Source organism: Allobaculum sp. Allo2, assembly GCF_022701175.1.
Lineage (GTDB): Bacteria > Bacillota_I > Bacilli_A > Erysipelotrichales > Erysipelotrichaceae > Allobaculum > Allobaculum fili.
The window spans coordinates 24,053-40,029 of the sequence record NZ_CP078088.1; the positions used below are offsets into that span (position 1 = coordinate 24,053).

At 49.5% G+C, this 15,977-nt stretch carries 14 protein-coding genes and 14 pseudogenes; 2 read left to right on the forward strand and 26 right to left on the reverse strand.

Annotation, left to right across the window (positions count from 1 at the left end):
* Window positions 1-118 precede the first annotated feature (118 nt).
* From rpsK to KWG61_RS00155, 4 genes and pseudogenes are all read right to left on the reverse strand, one after another.
* A pseudogene (rpsK, locus tag KWG61_RS00140) lies at window positions 119-506 on the reverse strand (30S ribosomal protein S11).
* Between the two features lie 22 nt (window positions 507-528).
* A complete protein-coding gene (rpsM, locus tag KWG61_RS00145; RefSeq protein ID WP_230268162.1) occupies window positions 529-894 on the reverse strand; it encodes a 30S ribosomal protein S13 in 366 nt (121 codons plus the stop codon).
* A 21-nt stretch (window positions 895-915) separates the two neighbouring features.
* Complete coding sequence (gene rpmJ, locus KWG61_RS00150; protein ID WP_075819078.1) at window positions 916-1,029, reverse strand: 50S ribosomal protein L36; 114 nt, start codon at window positions 1,027-1,029, stop codon at window positions 916-918.
* A 1,072-nt stretch (window positions 1,030-2,101) separates the two neighbouring features.
* The gene (locus KWG61_RS00155) at window positions 2,102-2,299 is read right to left on the reverse strand and encodes a hypothetical protein (protein ID WP_242744593.1); all 198 of its coding nucleotides are present in this window, start codon (window positions 2,297-2,299) and stop codon (window positions 2,102-2,104) included.
* A gap of 231 nt (window positions 2,300-2,530) precedes the next feature.
* On the opposite strand from KWG61_RS00155, the gene KWG61_RS00160 reads away from it, so the two are divergent.
* Both KWG61_RS00160 and KWG61_RS00165 read left to right on the forward strand, forming a co-directional pair.
* Window positions 2,531-3,226 carry a hypothetical protein gene (locus KWG61_RS00160; protein WP_230268160.1) on the forward strand — a complete coding sequence of 232 codons (696 nt, stop codon included), beginning with the start codon at window positions 2,531-2,533 and terminating at the stop codon, window positions 3,224-3,226.
* A 165-nt stretch (window positions 3,227-3,391) separates the two neighbouring features.
* Complete coding sequence (locus tag KWG61_RS00165) at window positions 3,392-3,730, forward strand: isochorismatase family protein (protein WP_242744594.1); 339 nt, start codon at window positions 3,392-3,394, stop codon at window positions 3,728-3,730.
* A 691-nt stretch (window positions 3,731-4,421) separates the two neighbouring features.
* On the opposite strand, the gene KWG61_RS00170 is transcribed toward KWG61_RS00165, so the two are convergent.
* The 22 genes and pseudogenes from KWG61_RS00170 to rpsJ all read right to left on the reverse strand — a co-directional run bounded on the left by KWG61_RS00170 (window position 4,422) and on the right by rpsJ (window position 15,554).
* Window positions 4,422-5,063 (reverse strand): adenylate kinase, encoded by a 642-nt coding sequence (locus KWG61_RS00170; RefSeq protein ID WP_242744595.1) that lies wholly within the window; start codon window positions 5,061-5,063, stop codon window positions 4,422-4,424.
* Window positions 5,064-5,121: 58 nt separating this feature from the next.
* Window positions 5,122-6,429 (reverse strand): preprotein translocase subunit SecY, encoded by a 1,308-nt coding sequence (gene secY, locus KWG61_RS00175; RefSeq protein ID WP_230268157.1) that lies wholly within the window; start codon window positions 6,427-6,429, stop codon window positions 5,122-5,124.
* Between the two features lies 1 nt (window position 6,430).
* A pseudogene (gene rplO, locus KWG61_RS00180) lies at window positions 6,431-6,866 on the reverse strand (50S ribosomal protein L15).
* Between the two features lie 15 nt (window positions 6,867-6,881).
* Window positions 6,882-7,394 (reverse strand): 30S ribosomal protein S5, encoded by a 513-nt coding sequence (rpsE, locus tag KWG61_RS00185; protein WP_230268155.1) that lies wholly within the window; start codon window positions 7,392-7,394, stop codon window positions 6,882-6,884.
* A 9-nt stretch (window positions 7,395-7,403) separates the two neighbouring features.
* Window positions 7,404-7,750: pseudogene (gene rplR / locus KWG61_RS00190) on the reverse strand (50S ribosomal protein L18); the annotation flags it as partial.
* Between the two features lie 26 nt (window positions 7,751-7,776).
* Window positions 7,777-8,322, reverse strand: coding sequence for a 50S ribosomal protein L6 (rplF, locus tag KWG61_RS00195; protein ID WP_230268153.1), 546 nt, complete (start codon window positions 8,320-8,322; stop codon window positions 7,777-7,779).
* A gap of 25 nt (window positions 8,323-8,347) precedes the next feature.
* A pseudogene (gene rpsH / locus KWG61_RS00200) lies at window positions 8,348-8,745 on the reverse strand (30S ribosomal protein S8).
* A 17-nt stretch (window positions 8,746-8,762) separates the two neighbouring features.
* Window positions 8,763-8,932: pseudogene (locus tag KWG61_RS00205) on the reverse strand (type Z 30S ribosomal protein S14).
* A gap of 23 nt (window positions 8,933-8,955) precedes the next feature.
* Window positions 8,956-9,497: pseudogene (gene rplE, locus KWG61_RS00210) on the reverse strand (50S ribosomal protein L5).
* 11 nt (window positions 9,498-9,508) lie between these two features.
* Window positions 9,509-9,807 (reverse strand): annotated as a pseudogene (gene rplX, locus KWG61_RS00215) (50S ribosomal protein L24).
* Window positions 9,808-9,851: 44 nt separating this feature from the next.
* A pseudogene (rplN, locus tag KWG61_RS00220) lies at window positions 9,852-10,219 on the reverse strand (50S ribosomal protein L14).
* Window positions 10,220-10,237: 18 nt separating this feature from the next.
* A pseudogene (rpsQ, locus tag KWG61_RS00225) lies at window positions 10,238-10,497 on the reverse strand (30S ribosomal protein S17).
* A gap of 17 nt (window positions 10,498-10,514) precedes the next feature.
* Window positions 10,515-10,705, reverse strand: a pseudogene (gene rpmC, locus KWG61_RS00230) (50S ribosomal protein L29).
* A gap of 2 nt (window positions 10,706-10,707) precedes the next feature.
* Window positions 10,708-11,123, reverse strand: a pseudogene (gene rplP, locus KWG61_RS00235) (50S ribosomal protein L16).
* Window positions 11,123-11,991: pseudogene (gene rpsC / locus KWG61_RS00240) on the reverse strand (30S ribosomal protein S3). Before rpsC ends, rplP begins: the two co-directional pseudogenes overlap by 1 nt.
* An 11-nt stretch (window positions 11,992-12,002) precedes the next feature.
* Window positions 12,003-12,338, reverse strand: a complete 336-nt coding sequence (gene rplV / locus KWG61_RS00245) for a 50S ribosomal protein L22 (RefSeq protein ID WP_230268144.1) — start codon at window positions 12,336-12,338, stop codon at window positions 12,003-12,005.
* Between the two features lie 9 nt (window positions 12,339-12,347).
* Window positions 12,348-12,563, reverse strand: a pseudogene (rpsS, locus tag KWG61_RS00250) (30S ribosomal protein S19); the annotation flags it as partial.
* A 77-nt stretch (window positions 12,564-12,640) separates the two neighbouring features.
* Window positions 12,641-13,492 (reverse strand): 50S ribosomal protein L2, encoded by an 852-nt coding sequence (gene rplB / locus KWG61_RS00255; protein WP_256460726.1) that lies wholly within the window; start codon window positions 13,490-13,492, stop codon window positions 12,641-12,643.
* Window positions 13,493-13,632: 140 nt separating this feature from the next.
* Window positions 13,633-13,926, reverse strand: coding sequence for a 50S ribosomal protein L23 (rplW, locus tag KWG61_RS00260; RefSeq protein WP_230268141.1), 294 nt, complete (start codon window positions 13,924-13,926; stop codon window positions 13,633-13,635).
* Window positions 13,926-14,555 carry a 50S ribosomal protein L4 gene (rplD, locus tag KWG61_RS00265; protein WP_230268140.1) on the reverse strand — a complete coding sequence of 210 codons (630 nt, stop codon included), beginning with the start codon at window positions 14,553-14,555 and terminating at the stop codon, window positions 13,926-13,928. The genes rplW and rplD overlap by 1 nt, the downstream gene beginning before the upstream one ends.
* Window positions 14,555-15,243, reverse strand: a pseudogene (gene rplC / locus KWG61_RS00270) (50S ribosomal protein L3). Before rplC ends, rplD begins: the two are co-directional and overlap by 1 nt.
* Window positions 15,244-15,257: 14 nt before the next feature.
* Window positions 15,258-15,554 (reverse strand): 30S ribosomal protein S10, encoded by a 297-nt coding sequence (rpsJ, locus tag KWG61_RS00275; protein ID WP_242744597.1) that lies wholly within the window; start codon window positions 15,552-15,554, stop codon window positions 15,258-15,260.
* Window positions 15,555-15,977 lie beyond the last annotated feature (423 nt).

Below are 15,977 nucleotides of genomic sequence, written 5' to 3' on the forward strand. Positions count from 1 at the left end.
AATTCTTTCCTTATCATTGACCGGATTTCATCCAAAACAAAATGGATTGACCCGAAACCGGAATAGCCGGCTGGCCAATGGATCAGTGATGTTCAGGAAATGAATTGATCCGGATGGATTAGCCGCGTGGTCTCTTCGGCGGACGGCATCCGTTATGGGGAATAGGTGTTACGTCGTTGATCATTGTGATGTCCAGACCTGCAACCTGCAGAGCACGGACAGCGGCTTCACGTCCAGGACCTGGACCTTTACTTCAACCGCAACGGATTTCATACCGTGATCCATTGCAGCCTTGCCTGCAGCCTCAGCAGCCATCTGTGCTGCATACGGTGTGCTCTTACGGCTTCCCTTGAAGCCGAGTGCTCCAGCGGAGCTCCAGGAAATTGCGTTACCGCCTTCGTCGGTAATGGTTACGATCGTGTTGTTGAATGTAGAGTGGATGTGCGCCATACCTCTGGCAACATTCTTTTAACGCGACGTTTTCTAATCTGCTGTTTCTTTGCCATATCAGTATTTCACCAGTCCTTTCTACTTCTTCTTGTTGGCTACTGTTTTCGCCTTGCCCTTGCGTGTTCTGGCATTAGTCTTGGTTCTCTGACCGCGAACTGGAAGTCCTTTGCGGTGACGGATACCTCTGTAGCAGCCGATTTCCATCAGACGTTTGATGTTCAGCTGTACTTCACGGCGAAGGTCGCCTTCTACCTTGATCTGGTCAACTGCTTTACGCAGTGCGTTCATTTCTGCTTCGCTCAGATCTTTGATGCGGGTGTCTTCGCTGATCTTGCAGTCTGCAAGGATCTTTTCGGCAGTAGGTTTGCCGATTCCATAAATATAAGTTAAGGCAATGACAGACCGTTTGTTATTTGGAATGTCAACTCCTGCAATACGAGCCATTTGTTCCTCCTGTTGTCCTAATTAACCCTGTCTCTGTTTATGCTTCGGGTTTTCGCAAATTACCATGACTCTGCCTTTGCGGCGGATGACACGGCATTTGTCACAGATGGGTTTCACGGATGGTCTTACTTTCATGTGTATACCCCTTTCGTATTCACGTATTCAACCTTCTAAAATCCGCTCATACACAGTGAGCGTATTTTAGCAGAAACGTGATGATTGAAATTTCTGATGGCGCGATCCATTACTTGTCGCTTTCGCGGCGTTCACGGAATTCCCTTTCGGGCACTGACCGCGGGCCGGACGGCTGAGGGCGCTGCCCTGATGATTCACGTTCAGGAACCATTGGTAAAACAAATTGCGCCTAATCAGTATAGACGCAATTGCCTTTCGTTTCAAGTTATGACCCATTTGAAACATTTTGTGAAAGTTTGTGAACGAATCCGGACGGGTCTTTTCTGCCCGTACGTACTTCTTCTCCTTTATCTTAGCGGAAAACGAAACATTCTCCTCTTATGGGACTCTTTTTCCTTTCCAGACTGCCTGTTCCGTCAAAAGGAAAAACAGTTCGTTCAGCGATTCGACATGAAATATCCATTATGGATTCATGCAAGGGTCAGCCGGTTTGCTGGCGGCAATCCCCTTCGGCTTCGATTATCCATCGGTCCCGGCACAGAAATACGCTCGATGATATTTCCTTGCTCTGTTATTTCGTTCTCATTTTCGCGCTGGCATCGAATGCACCTGAAAACAACAGGCATCTATAGACGATGTGCGGGTTGAGGGGGAGAAGAAGAAGCCGATGATTTGATTTCATTTTTGGTTTTATTCGGTTCATTCTTTTCACTTCTTATCCATCCTCAGAAATCGATCTGGTTTGTCGTAGACCAGTCCGTATTATATATGGAAATAAAATTCTCATTTGACTTGCTCATCCTGCCTGTAAAACCATCCGACACGATGCGTTGTGCAGAAGAAACTGACGAAATATGAAATCTGGATATTCTGTCTTCTCTTCTTGCTCTTTGGGCGTTCTGTCTTACCTTTTCTGTCCGACGGCCGATTTGTCTGCAGCAGGATCAAGTCCTGAGCAGGAGACCGTATGCCCTTCACCCTTTATTCAGCCCTGGCGCTATATCCCCGCCGATCTGGGCGGCGAATTAACTGGTACCTCTCTGGAACATATCGATCGGTACATGAGCCTGAATCATTTTGCTCCTGTCGAACGATCCGAATTTCTGGTTAAGCTTTCCCGGATCTTGCTGCAGGCTGGCATATTCAAAGCCGGCTTGATCTGTATATCTTTAAAAGCGGCATTGCCGTTTTCTCCTTGTGCGACGATTCCTTTCTCATTCGCAAAGCTCAGTTTGCCAAGGACTACTGCTGTTCCCGGCGCGAAGCGCACAGCCGGATCTGCAGTTTTGAAGATCCGGCTGTTTCCTCGCCATGCAGAAAACGCTGCGTGCGCTTCATCAGATTTGTGCGCTCATTCCTTCCTCTCATCGGCAGAGTTCGAAAGAAGACTGGGAATCGAATGGATTGTCGTATGTCATGACCGTCAGTCATTTCTGTACAGGGCTTGATCCAGCGGAGTATAGCGGAGTATATGGAAATGATGAAAACGGATGACACATTTGTGAAATCTTTAAAAATTCTTCTGATGCCAAGCCTTGCCAATGAAGAAGATTCCTTCGTATGTCCTCTGACAGATGACATGCATGATCCCTATCAGTCCGATCTTTCCGATGTTGAGCTGCCTCACGATTATGAATTAAGGGAAGATATCGACGTATACATCAGCTGGGCTGCCGTAATAACCTCTTCCAGGGAAATTCGAAAAGACTATGTCCGGTTTATGGATGCACTGGAAATCGATTTGCAGGCCATGTGGATGTATACGTATTGTCTTTTACAGGATCTCGGCTGTCCCGACACCGAAACCGCTTCTTCCCTGAGTCTGCGAAAATTACGGAATCAGTACCTTACTCGCTACAATCAGTTCATGACGACCGCGGATTCCAGCATGCCGGTTTACGTTTCAAGAATTCGAAATGCGCTGATCGAGTCGAGCGGACTTACGGAGTACAAGGATCAGCTTATTGAGCGCCTGGAATATCTGATTGAAGATCGTACAACCGAGGAAAACCAGCGTCAGCGCAAATATGGCTGGCTAAGTGAAATCCTGCTTTTCATCATTGCGTATCTGGATATTCTGACTACGCTCTTTTCCCTTTTCGAAGAACAGCTTACGGATGGATGGCGCTTCTTCTGGATAACGGCTGCCGGGATCATCTTTGTCTCTGGTATTATTTTTATTATCAAGAAGGGGTGATTTCGATGTCTGACTGTCTGGTGATCATTGATGTACAGAAAGGGTTTTATCCCCTGCGACGGAAGATGTCCCTTCAAACCTCAAAACATTGCTGTCCCGGCGGCATTTTGATCATTTCGTCGCTACCCAGTTTATTAACACGCCAGATTCCCCTATGTCTCTCGAATGGGCTGGACGGGTCTGATGGAAAACACGCCTTCTACGCAGGTGGATCCTTTCGTCGCGCAGGTAAGTGAACGGATTATCCAGAAAAAGATCTATTCCTGTTTTACGGATGAGTTCAGGGAATTTCTTGCGCAGAATTCCATTGACCGGCTTTACTTTGTCGGGATCGATACCGACTGCTGCGTACTGAAAAGCTGCACCGACGCATTCGAATCCGATATTCCCTTCGAAGTGCTCCTGAACTATTGCGCAAGCAATGGAGGCTCCAGAGGCCATGAAGCCGCGATCACGGTCATGAAAAGAACCATTGGTGCATCGCAGATGAATACCGCATTCTGAACCCATTCAGGCGTCCGAACTGACGCTTTTTTCTGATTTTCCATGGGCAACGGCGTTCCGTTGTACTGATGAACCGAATGCCGAACGCTCATCCAGTCTTGCGCAATGTCCTTATGATCTGGATTCATTTTTCTATCCATGGTTGATTACATCTCCTGTTTATGCGGCGATGGCCGCTGATGATGATGAGACAGAATAGCTCTTTGAAGAGTTCATCTGTACTTTTATTATGCCCGCTTCACGGGAGTACGGTTTTGGATATGCAGAAATATCAGACACCTTTTTGACTGTGTTTAAGGCGCAATTCCGGCTTGCAGCTGACCTGTCATCTGTCGTTTTAGGGCGATGGGGGCCCACTGATCGGGTGTCGTTGAAACGGAGCTGCCGATCGGATGAACGGCGTTGGCGTATTAAAAATCCCCTTTTCGAAAGAAAAGCAGGGATTGAGGATCGATCGACTCTAATATCCTGCGTTCCTGTTGCATGAATCCGCAGCTTGCGGGGAGCGGAATGGCGTGTGATTTTACGCTTTGAAACAGAAAACAGAACTAGAGATGAATATCGTTTTGAGGCAAATGCGATTCGAAACGGTGCGGATCAGAATCCAAAACGGGGATAAAGATTTGGATTTCCCAGGACGCGCATCAGAATCGAATCGTAGAGCAGGCAAGGTCGGAATGTTATGCCTGCTTCAGGTTTTCGACAATGTCTGTCCAGATCGCTTCAAAATCGCGGTTAGCATCCACTTTTTGAGGAGGCCAAGATCGTGATAGAAGCCGATCACTGGTTCCGTCAGGGCATGGTAGTCGCCGAGACGTGTTTTCAGACTTTCTTCGTTGTCATCTGCGCGGTAAGTCAGTTCATGACCGCAGTTGTCGCAGATGCCTTCCTTTGCGGACGGTTTGAAGTAGATATTGAAAATTTCGCCGCAGTTCGGGCAGGAACGGCGGCCGAGAATGCGCTTGGTCAGCACATCTTCCGGGACGTCGAGGTAAAGAACGACATCGGTAGCCAGATCCGTGGAATCGGTCATCTTCTTGAAGGTTTTAGCCTGTTCGAGCGTGCGGGGATAGCCGTCGAGCAGATAGCCGTCCTTGGATTTGTCCATGCGGTTAGCGAGGTAGTCCAGAACCATGCGGTTAACGATATCATCCGGTACAAGGTGACCGGCATCGATGCAGCTTTTGGCTTCCTTGCCCAGATCGGTTCCTTTGGAAATGTTTTCGCGGAACAGATCGCCGGTAGAAATATGGTCAAGGTTGTACGTTTCTTTCAGACGGCTGCTGAAGGTTCCTTTGCCAGAGCCTGGGGCTCCCATAATTAAAATATTCATAGTCTGTCTCCAAAAAATCCGGCTGAGTTAATCAGCCGGATTCATAGTTTCGTGTTGATTAATCGAAGTCGTAGTACTTCTTGTACGCTTTCTGGGTTACCAGTCCCTGAATCTGACGTACGGTCTCAATCGCAACACCGACAACGATGATCATTCCGGTGCCACCCAGAGCCATGGACGTCGGCAGCTGAGGCCAGATGAGAGGCATCAGATGCGGGAGAACAGCGATAGCCGAAAGGGCCAGCGCGCCGAGTACGGTAATACGGGAAAGGGCTTTGTCCAGATAGGTTTCCGTCTGCTTGCCTGGACGAACGCTGGGAATGTATGCGCCAGATTTGGCGAGGTTCTCAGCGACCTGCTCCGGGTTAACCTGCATCTTGGAGTAGAAGAAGGTAAACAGAATAATCAGAACTACGTAGATGGTCAGCGAGTACCAGGTACGAAGGCCAAGCCAGTTGGACATGGTGGTGTACCAGGAAGCGCCGTTTGCGAAGAAGCTGGCGACCTGAATCGGAGCCATCATTACCGAAGAAGCAAAGATGACTGGGATAACGGAAGCCGTATTAATCTTCAGCGGCAGGTAGTTCATCGTAGCCTTTTTGGACAGAGACATAGAACTCGAAGTGTACTGGATTCGAATTTTCAGCTCTGCCGTGTTGATCAGTACGACAAAGACGATGATCAGCAGGTAGACGAGGATGTAGGCGGCGAAGATCCAGCCTCCGTTTGCGGGAGCAGCTGCACCGTCTGCACCGGTAACCAGGGAAGACCACGCAGCAGAGAACTGCTGCGGCATGCGGCCGACGATACCGGCCATGATGATCATGGACATACCGTTGCCGAGGCCTTTTAAGGAGATCTGGTCACCAAGCCATACCAGGAACATGGAGCCTGCAGTAAAGATCATGGCAACGTACAGAAGTCTGGCGGTCGAAAGACCGTTGTAGAACAGACCGCTGTACATATTGTTAAAGCTGTACGTCAGGGAGATGGACTGCACGAAACCGAAGACAACCGCCAGATAGCGGGTGTACTGATCGAGTTTCTTGCGTCCGGTTGCACCCTGTTTGGAAAGTTCAGTCAGCGCTGGGATAACATCCGTGCTTAAGAGCTGGATGATGATGGAAGCGGTGATATAGGGAGTAACACCGATTGCGAAAACGGAGAACTGTTCCAGTCCGCCGCCTCCAAGCAGGCTCATCATCGCAAACAGGCTGTTATTTTCCAGGCTGCCAACCAGTCCGGCGGTGTTTACGTCGGGGACGGTAATTGCGCATCCCAGACGGTACACCAGGAAGGCAAAGAGAGTGAACAGGAGACGGTTACGGATGTCCTTGTTCTCAAAGATTGCCTTAACAGTTTTCATTTTAGAGAACCTCTACGGTTCCGCCTGCTTTGACGATGGCTTCTTCAGCACTCTTGGAGAATTTTGCAGCACTTACGGTGAGCTTCTTCTCGAGAGTTCCTTCACCGAGGACTTTGACACCAGCGAGCTGTTTTTCAGCATGCCGGTTTCCTTGAGAAGCTGTGGCGTTACGTGGGTTCCGTCTTCAAAACGGTTCAGATCTGCCACGTTGATGATGGCATATTCCTTACGGTTGAAGTTGGTAAAGCCGCGCTTTGGAAGACGGCGGGCCAGTGTGGTCTGTCCGCCTTCAAATCCGAGACGAACGCCGCCGCCGGAACGGGCTTTCTGACCTTTCTGTCCGCGGCCGGCAGTTTTGCCGAGGCCGGAACCAGGTCCGCGTCCTACTCTTTTCTCGCTTTGCGGGACTGACTCTGGGAAAGTTCATGCAGTTTCATTTCGTTTCCTCCTTCTTACCCGCGGATTTCTTCGGGTTTCTTACCGCGAAGTTCAGCTACCTGATCCAGGGTACGCAGGGATTTAAGTCCTTCCACAGTAGCACGTACAGTGTTGATTTTTGTACGGCTGCCGAGGTTCTTGGTCAGGATATCGGTGATACCGGCCAGCTCCAGAACGGCACGTGTAGCGCCGCCGGCGATAACACCGGTACCTTCTGTAGCGGGTCTCATGAATACAGCACCAGCGCCGTATTTACCGGTAACTTCGTGTGGAATGGTTGTTCCAACGATTGGCACGAGGAACATGTTCTTACGTGCAGCTTCGGTAGCTTTACGGATCGCTTCCGGTACTTCTTTTGCCTTGCCGGTACCTACACCGACACGGCCTTTACGGTCACCAACAACCACCAGAGCCGCAAAACGCATTTTACGACCGCCTTTTACGGTTTTGGAGATTCGGTTGATGGAAATGACCTGTTCGTCGAACTCTTTCGGTTCTCTTCTCTGTCTTCTATCGTTGTTTGCCATGGCGACCTCCTAGAACTCCAGGCCGCCTTCGCGAGCGGCATCAGCTAAAGCCTGAACACGGCCGGTGTAGAGATATCCGCCGCGGTCAAATACGACTTTCTTGATATTGCTTTCAAGAGCGCGGCGGGCAATTTCTGCGCCGACTTTCTTGGCAGCTTCGATGTTTCCGCCGTTTTCGAGCTTCATGGCTACGGAAGAAGCGGATACCAGAGTATGACCTTTGTATCGTCAATGATCTGGGCTTCGATGTTGGCGTTGCTTCTGAATACGTTCAGACGTGGGCATTCAGGAGTTCCGCTGACATTCTTGCGAACGCGAAGATGACGTTTCTGTCTTGCTTCGTTTTTTGACTGTTTTTAATCATAGTCTTGCTCCTTTCCCACTATTTCTTACCAGCAGTCTTACCTTCCTTACGACGGATATGTTCACCTTTATAGCGAATACCTTTTCCTTTGTAAGGCTCAGGTTTGCGAACTGCGCGCACTTCTGCAGCGAATTCGCCGACGAGCTGCTTGTCAATGCCCTTAACGGTAATTGTGGTTGCGCTTGGGCAGGTTACTTCGAGTCCTTCGAAGATTTCTTTTTCAACGGGGTGGGAGTAGCCGACGTTCATGGTCAGCTTGTTTCCTTTAACCGCTGTACGGAAACCGATACCAACGAGTTCAAGATCTTTCTGGAAGCCTTCAGATACGCCGACTACCATGTTGTGCAGCAGAGCACGGGTTGTTCCGTGCAGCTGTTTTGTGGCCTTGAGATCGTTTGGACGTTTTACAGTTACTTCGTTTCCTTCAACCTCGATCGTGAGGATGTCGGAGAACTTTCTTGTCAGAGTTCCCTTAGGACCTTTGACAGTCACCTCATTCCCTGGAGCAACTTCAACAGTTACGCCGGCAGGAATGGTAATCAGTTTATTGCCGATACGTGACATTCAGTATTTTCCTCCTGCTGAACTATTACCAGATGTAGGCGAGTACTTCGCCGCCTACATTGGCTTTCTTTGCGTCGCGATCGGTCATCACACCGTGGGATGTGGAGATGATCGCAGTGCCAAGTCCGTTCAGTACGCGTGGCAGGTTGTCTGCGCCGGCGTATACACGGAAGCCTGGCTTGAAATTCTCTTCAGACCGGAGATTACGCGTTCTCCGTTCTTGCCGTATTTCAGATCGATGGTCAGCGTTTTCTTAACACCGTCAGCTTCTGTGGAGAAACCGTTGATGTAGCCTTCTTCGACCAGGATTTTAGCAATTCTTTCCTTCTCTTTGCTGGAAGGCATGGAGACAGTCTCATGCTTCTGAGCAAGAGCGTTGCGGATGCGGGTGAGCATATCCGCGATCGGATCAGTCATTGTCATGCTTGTTTCCTCCCTGCTTACCAGCTAGCCTTTTTCACACCCGGGATCTGGCCTTTGTAAGCCAGTTCACGGAAGCAGATACGGCAGATGCCGTATTTTTCAGTACGGAGTGCGGACGTCCGCATCTCTGACAGCGAGTGTACTCGCGAACTTTGAATTTCTGAGGACGCTGCTGTTTCAACTTCATCGCTTTTTTGCCATGAGTTCCTCCTATTTCTTAACGAAGGGCATGCCAAGAGCGGTAAGGAGCTCTTTTGCCTCTTCGTTGGTATCTGCGGTGGTTACGATAACGACATCCATACCACGGGATTTGTTGACTTTATCGAAGTCGATTTCCGGGAAGATGATCTGTTCCTTAACACCGAGAGTGTAGTTGCCGCGTCCATCAAAGGCGCTGTCTGAAACACCGCGGAAGTCTCTTACACGCGGAAGAGAGATGTTGAACAGTTTGTCCAGGAATTCATACATTCTGTCCGCGCGCAGGGTTACCTTGCAGCCGATCGGCATGCCTTCACGAACCTTGAAGTTCGCGATGGATTTTTCGCCTTTGTGATTACCGGCTGCTGACCGGAAATCGCTGCGAGTTCTTCTACAGCTTCGTCAAGATATTTCGAGTTCTGGATCGCATCGCCGACACCAATGTTGATTACGACTTTTTCGATCTTCGGAACCTGCATAACGGAAGAATAGTTGAACTGCTTCATCATAGCCGGGACGATCTCGGACTGGTATTTTTCTTTTAACCGGTTCATTTACTATCCTCCTACTTCTTTTCTTTCAGTTCGTTGCCGCTCTTCTTGAAGTAGCGGACTTTTGTTTTCTTGCCATTTTCGTCAACGGAAACCTTAACGCCAATGCGGCCGGCTTCTTTGGCTTTTTCGTCGTAGAGAGCGACGTTCGATGCATCGATCTTCGCTTCTTTTTCAACGATTCCGCCATCCGGGTTGGACTGGGTCGGTTTCATGTGCTTTTGACGATGTTGACACCTTCAACGATGACTTTGCCTTCTTTCGGGAATGCAGCAAGGACTTCGCCGATGGTTCCTTTGTAAGCTCCGGTCATTACCTGAACTTTGTCACCTTTTTAATCTTCACGAGAAATCCTCCTTACAGCACTTCCGGTGCCAGAGAAACGATCTTCATGAAGTCGTGGTCACGAAGTTCACGGGCAACCGGGCCGAAAATACGAGTACCCCGGGGGTTTTGTCATCTTTGATCAGAACGACTGCGTTGTCGTCGAACTTGATGTAGGTTCCGTTGTCGCGACGTACGCCGTATTTGGAACGAACGATTACGCCTTTTACAACGTCACCCTTTTTAACGGCTCCGCCAGGAGCTGCCTGTTTAACAGCACAGACAACGACATCACCGATGTTGGCAAATTTGCGCTTGCTTCCGCCAAGAGGACGAATGACAAGGACTTCCTTGGCACCCGTGTTGTCGGCTACGCGCAAACGGCTTTCATTTTGAATCATTTGCTCTTCCTCCTGACTCTAGCCGCGTGCTTTTTCCACTACGCTAACCAGACGGAAACGTTTGGTTTTGGAAAGAGGTCTTGTTTCCATGATTTCAACGAGATCTCCTTCTCTAGCTTCGTTTTTCGCATCGTGGGCTTTGAATTTCTTAGTGTATTTAACGCGCTTGCCGTAGAGCGGATGTTTTTCATCGTTTCAACGGCAACCGTAACAGTTTTGTCCATCTTGTCAGAAATGACTCTGCCACGGTAAACTTTTCGGTTGTTTCTTTCTTCCATGTCCAAGTCCTCCCTGATTAAGCCTGTTTCATTTCGCCCAGTACGGTTTTGATGCGGGCGATGTCTTTTTAACCGCTTTAAGACGTGCAGTATTCTCGAGCTGGCCAGTTGCCTGTTTGAAGCGGAGATTGAACAGCTCATCTTTGAGGAGATTGAGTTCCTGCAGCAGTTCAGCTTCTGTCTTTGTGCGAAGTTCACTTGCCTTCATGACTATTCAGTTTCTCCTTTCTTAACAAAACGAGTTTTAACTGGAAGCTTGTGGCTGGCCAGGCGGAGCGCCTCGCGAGCTACTTCTTCCGGTACGCCGCCAACTTCGAACATTACGCGGCCGGGTTTAACAACAGCTACCCATCCTTCTGGAGCACCTTTACCGGAACCCATGCGGACTTCAAGAGGTTTTTGGTTCTGGCCAGATGCGGGAAGATCCGGATCCATACTTTACCGCCACGTTTCATGTAACGGGTCATGGCAATACGGGCTGCCTCGATCTGACGGTTGGAAACGTAGTTGCCGCTGTCTGCTACCAGACCGTATTCGCCGAATTCGACGTTACGGCCGGCTTTGGAACGTCCTTCGTAGGAAAGACGATGCGGACGACGGTACTTCGTACGCTTTGGCATTAACATTATTCGTTACCTCCTTTAGGAGCTGCGGCGGCAGGTGCAGCGTTCGCATTGGAACGGCTGTCTCTGCGTCCGCCTTCTCTGCAGGGCTGACGTCCGGCACCTCTGCCGCCCTGACGGCGGTCGTTGCCGTTGCGTCCGTTTCTGCCTCTTGCAGGACGAGTGCGTCTCTGTTTTGGAGCTTCCGGTTCTTTAACCATTTCTCCAGGGAGAACTTCACCGCGGCAGATCCATACTTTTACGCCAAGACGGCCGTAAGTGGTAGCTGCTTCTTCAAGGGCATAGTCGATATCCGAACGAAGTGTGTGCAGTGGTACAACACCTTCGGAATAACCTTCGGTACGGGCGATATCTGCTCCGCCAAGACGGCCGGAAACAGATGTCTTGATGCCTTTCGCACCGGAACGCATGGTGTTCTGGATGGCTTTCTTCTGGGTTGCACGGAACGATTTACGGTTTTCGAGTTCGTTCGCGATCCAGCGAGCCACCAGACGAGCGTCCAGGTTCGGGTTGGCGATTTCTACGACGTTGATCTGCAGGTTTTTAACCGAAGTCATTTTCTGCAGGGCTTTTTCAGGCCTTCAATGGATTTTCCATCCTGACCAATGACAACGCCTGGGTGAGCAGTACGAATGATCAGAGTCATTCGGTTCTGCGTTCTTTCAATTTCGATTCTCGAGATCTGAGGATCGGCTTTTCTCTTATCTGCTGCTGCTTTGGAGAGATTTGCATAATAGTTCTCGACGAATTCGCGGATCTTCACGTCTTCCATCAGGAGTTTCGAGAATTCTTTATCATCTGCATACCATCTGGACTGCCAGTCACGGATGATACCGGTCCGCATTCCAATCGGGCTTACTTTCTGACCCATGGTGTTCCTCCTTAGTCTTTCTCAGCCACAACAACAGTGATATGGCTGGTACGTTTATGAATCGGGCTGGCGCTGCCTTTTGCACGAGGCATGAAGCGCTTGAGTGTTACGCCTTCGTTTGCGTAGCATTCTTTTACATACAGTTTTTCTTCGTCCATTTCGTGGTTGTTCACCGCGTTGGCGACTGCGCTTTTGAGGACTGCGCCGACCATTTCACCGCCTTTGTTGGGAGTGAACTTGCAGATGGCTGCAGCTTCTTCAACATTTTTGCCGCGGATCAGGTCCAGGACAAGTCTGGCTTTACGGGGCTGAATGCGAAGTGTTTTTGCGGTTGCTCTTGCTTCCATACTGACCTCCTACTTCTTGCCTTTCTTGTCATCGGCTGCGTGGCCGAGGTATTTGCGGGTTGGGGCAAACTCACCGAGCTTGTGTCCAACCATGTCTTCGGTTACGAACACAGGTACGTGTTCCTTGCCGTTGTATACGGCAAATGTGTGTTCAACGAATTCAGGGAAAATAGTTGAACGACGGCTCCAGGTCTTAATGACTTCTTTTTATTGGAAGCGTTCAGAGCCTGAACTTTTTCATAAGGCTTTCGTCGACGAAAGGTCCTTTTTCAAACTACGACTCATTTCAACGTTCTCCTTGTCTATTTGCCGTTTCTTCTGCGTACGATCAGTTTGTTCGACGCTTTCTTCTTAGCACGTGTCTTCACGCCAAGAGCCTTCTTGCCCCACGGCGTCATTGGAGACTTGCGGCCGATCGGCGTACGGCCTTCACCACCGCCATGCGGGTGATCGTTCGGGTTCATTACAGAACCGCGTACTGTCGGGCGAACGCCTTTCCAGCGGGTTCTTCCGGCTTTACCGAGGTTAACCAGAGCGTGGTCTTCGTTGCCGACTGCGCCAACAGTAGCGCGGCAGGTTCCGAGTACCTTGCGAACTTCGCCGGATGTCAGACGCATCGTAACGTATTTGTCTTCAATACCGAGAATCTGTGCGGAAGCACCGGCTGCACGGGCCATCTGGCCGCCTTTGCCAGGACGGAGCTCAACGTTGTGAACGATCGTACCTTCAGGCATGTTGCGCAGTTCGCATGCGTTTCCGACTTTGATATCCGTTTCCGGACCGGAAACGATTTTAGCGCCGACCTCGAGGCCTTTCGGAGCGAGGATGTAGCGTTTTTCACCGTCCGCATATGCTACGAGAGCGATGTTGCAAGTACGGTTTGGGTCATATTCAATCGCCTTAACGGTTGCAGGGATGCTGTCCTTGTTTCGTTTGAAGTCGATGATACGGTAAGTTCTCTTGTGACCGCCGCCCTGGTGACGGGTGGTGATGCGGCCTGTGTTGTTGCGTCCGCCTTTGGATTTCAGCGGAGCAGTCAGGCTGCGTTCCGGAGTTGTCTTTGTGATTTCTTCGAAAGTCAGAACAGACATTCCACGGCGGCCGGGTGTAGTCGGTTTATACTTTTGATTGGCATAAACTTTTTCTCCTCTCAATACGCGATGTTTATTCAGGAAATAGCGTCTTCTCCCTGATGCAAAACCGTTTCTTTTATCGGATCGGCTTCGATCCTCGGAATCAGTTTTGCGAATTTTCCTTGTCTCTATATAGATAGAGGAAGGAAGCTATGGATCGTTTATTCTTCTTCGCCGAAGATGTCGATCTTTTCGCCCTTCTTCAGAGTAACAACGGCTTTCTTGAAACCATTGACAACGCCGACTGTAGCGCCTCTGCGTTTTGTATGGGCTTTGGTATTGCTGATGTTGACTTTTTCAACCTTAACGCCGAACAGATTTTCAACAGCCTGACGAACTTCGATCTTGTTGGTCTGTTTCGGCACTTCGAAGGTGTATTTGCCTTCGTCTTCCATCGCGGCTACGGACTGTTCTGTGATAACCGGACGGATCAGTACATCTCTGTAGTCTTTCATTAAGCGAGGGCCTCCTCTACTTCTTTTACAGCCTGTTCAGTCATGAACACCTGGTTTGCGTTGAGCAGGTCGTAAACGTTGATGCCACGGGAGTTCATCATCATGACATCCGGGATGTTGCGGGCGGAGAGATAAGCATTATCTGTATCTTCGTCCATGCCTACAACGAACAGGGTCTTGCTTGGAGCTTTGATTGCTTCCACAACAGCTGCGAATTCTTTTGTTTTCGGAGCGTCGAATACCAGAGCGTTCAGTACGCCGAATTCGTTGTCCTGAACCTTGCTGGAAAGCGCAGATTTCAGAGCCAGACGGCGAACTTTCTTATTGATTCTGTAGGAGTAATCACGGGGAGTCGGGCCGAATACAATTCCGCCGCCTCTCCACTGTGCAGCACGGATGGAACCCTGACGGGCACGTCCGGTGCCTTTCTGACGGTAGGGCTTACGTCCGCCGCCGCTTACTTCGCTGCGGCCTTTAACGGAGTGCGTTCCCTGACGCTTGCCGGCCTGCTGCATTTTAACAGCTTCGTACAGAGCGTCTTTATGCGGTTCAATGGCGAAGATGCTGTCGTTCAGCTCGATGGAGCCGACAACTTCGCCCATCTGATTCAGTACATTGATGAGTGCCATTATTCTCCAGCCTCCTCTGTGCGGTTGATCAGAACTACAGGAGCCTTATCGCCTTTAGAAGCTTTGGCTGTGCGGATCATAACCATTCCTTTTTAGGACCAGGAACGTTTCCTTTGATCAGTACGTAGTTGTTTTCCGGATCAACTTTGATTACGGTCAGGTTCTGAGCAGTTGTGCGTTTGGCACCTTCATGACCAGGCATTGCAGTACCCTTCATGATGCGTCCCTGACGGGATGTAATACCGTTGGTAGCCAGAGATCCGATGTGACGGATGTTCTTGGATCCACCATGTGTTTTTGGGCCCTGATGCGCATTGTTGCGGTAAATGGTACCCATATATCCTTTACCTTTGGATGTGCCGATTACGTCGACAGTTTCTCCAGCAGTAAAGATGTCTACGCTTACTGCGTCGCCTGGCTGAACTTCCAGGTCACAGTCGCGGACTTCGCGGACAAAACGTTTCGGGGCAGTGCCAGCTTTTTTGGCATGTCCGATTTCAGGTTTTGTCGAACGTTTTTCTCTTACGTCTTCGAAACCAAGCTGTACAGCATTGTAGCCGTCTGTTTCAACGGTTTTCACCTGCAGCACAATGTTGGGTTCGGCTTCGATTACAGTTACAGGAATCAGGACGCCATCTTCTGTGAAGACCTGAGTCATCCCTAACTTTCTTCCTAACAAACCTTTCACGATGACTTCCTCCATTAAAGTTTGATTTCGATGTCAACGCCGCTGGGCAGTTCCAGTCTCTGCAGTGCATCGATAGTTTCCTTGTTCGGCGAAACAATTTCGATCAGACGCTTGTGCGTACGGATTTCGAACTGTTCACGGGAATCTTTGTACTTGTGAACCGCACGAAGAATGGTCACGATCTGTTTTTCTGTTGGCAGAGGTACAGGTCCAACCACTTTCTTTGCACCATGTTTCTGGGCAGCTTCAACGATTTTCTTCGCGCTGTCGTCCAGAATGCGATGCTCGTACGCTTTCAAGCGGATTCTCATTGTGTTTTTGCCATGGTTACTCCTTTCGTTTATTCTTGATAAACATGCTCTGTGCGAATTCCCCAACCCATTCCATGACAACGTATTTCAGTGGGTCAGCAACCTCGCACTTCCTCGCAGTGCTTGAACAGTCTATCAGAATATCCCCCTCATTACAAGCGATATTTCTCGGCGATTTTTACATTTTCTTAAGATCCGGCCCGACGAGTAAAGGCTTTTTCGGATTTTCAGCCTCTTTCCGTATTGAAAAATTCTTTCATCATTGTGTAAGCGCTTTTACTCTTTTAATCCTGACGTCGTCATTTCGTATTTGGCAAAACGATAAAAAGACGTCGCCAAATCGAAGTTATGTACGTTTTTCGAATCCGCTTTTCTCTGTTCTCAGCACGTGGATGCTTCTGTATAAATGGCTGTGACATTCCA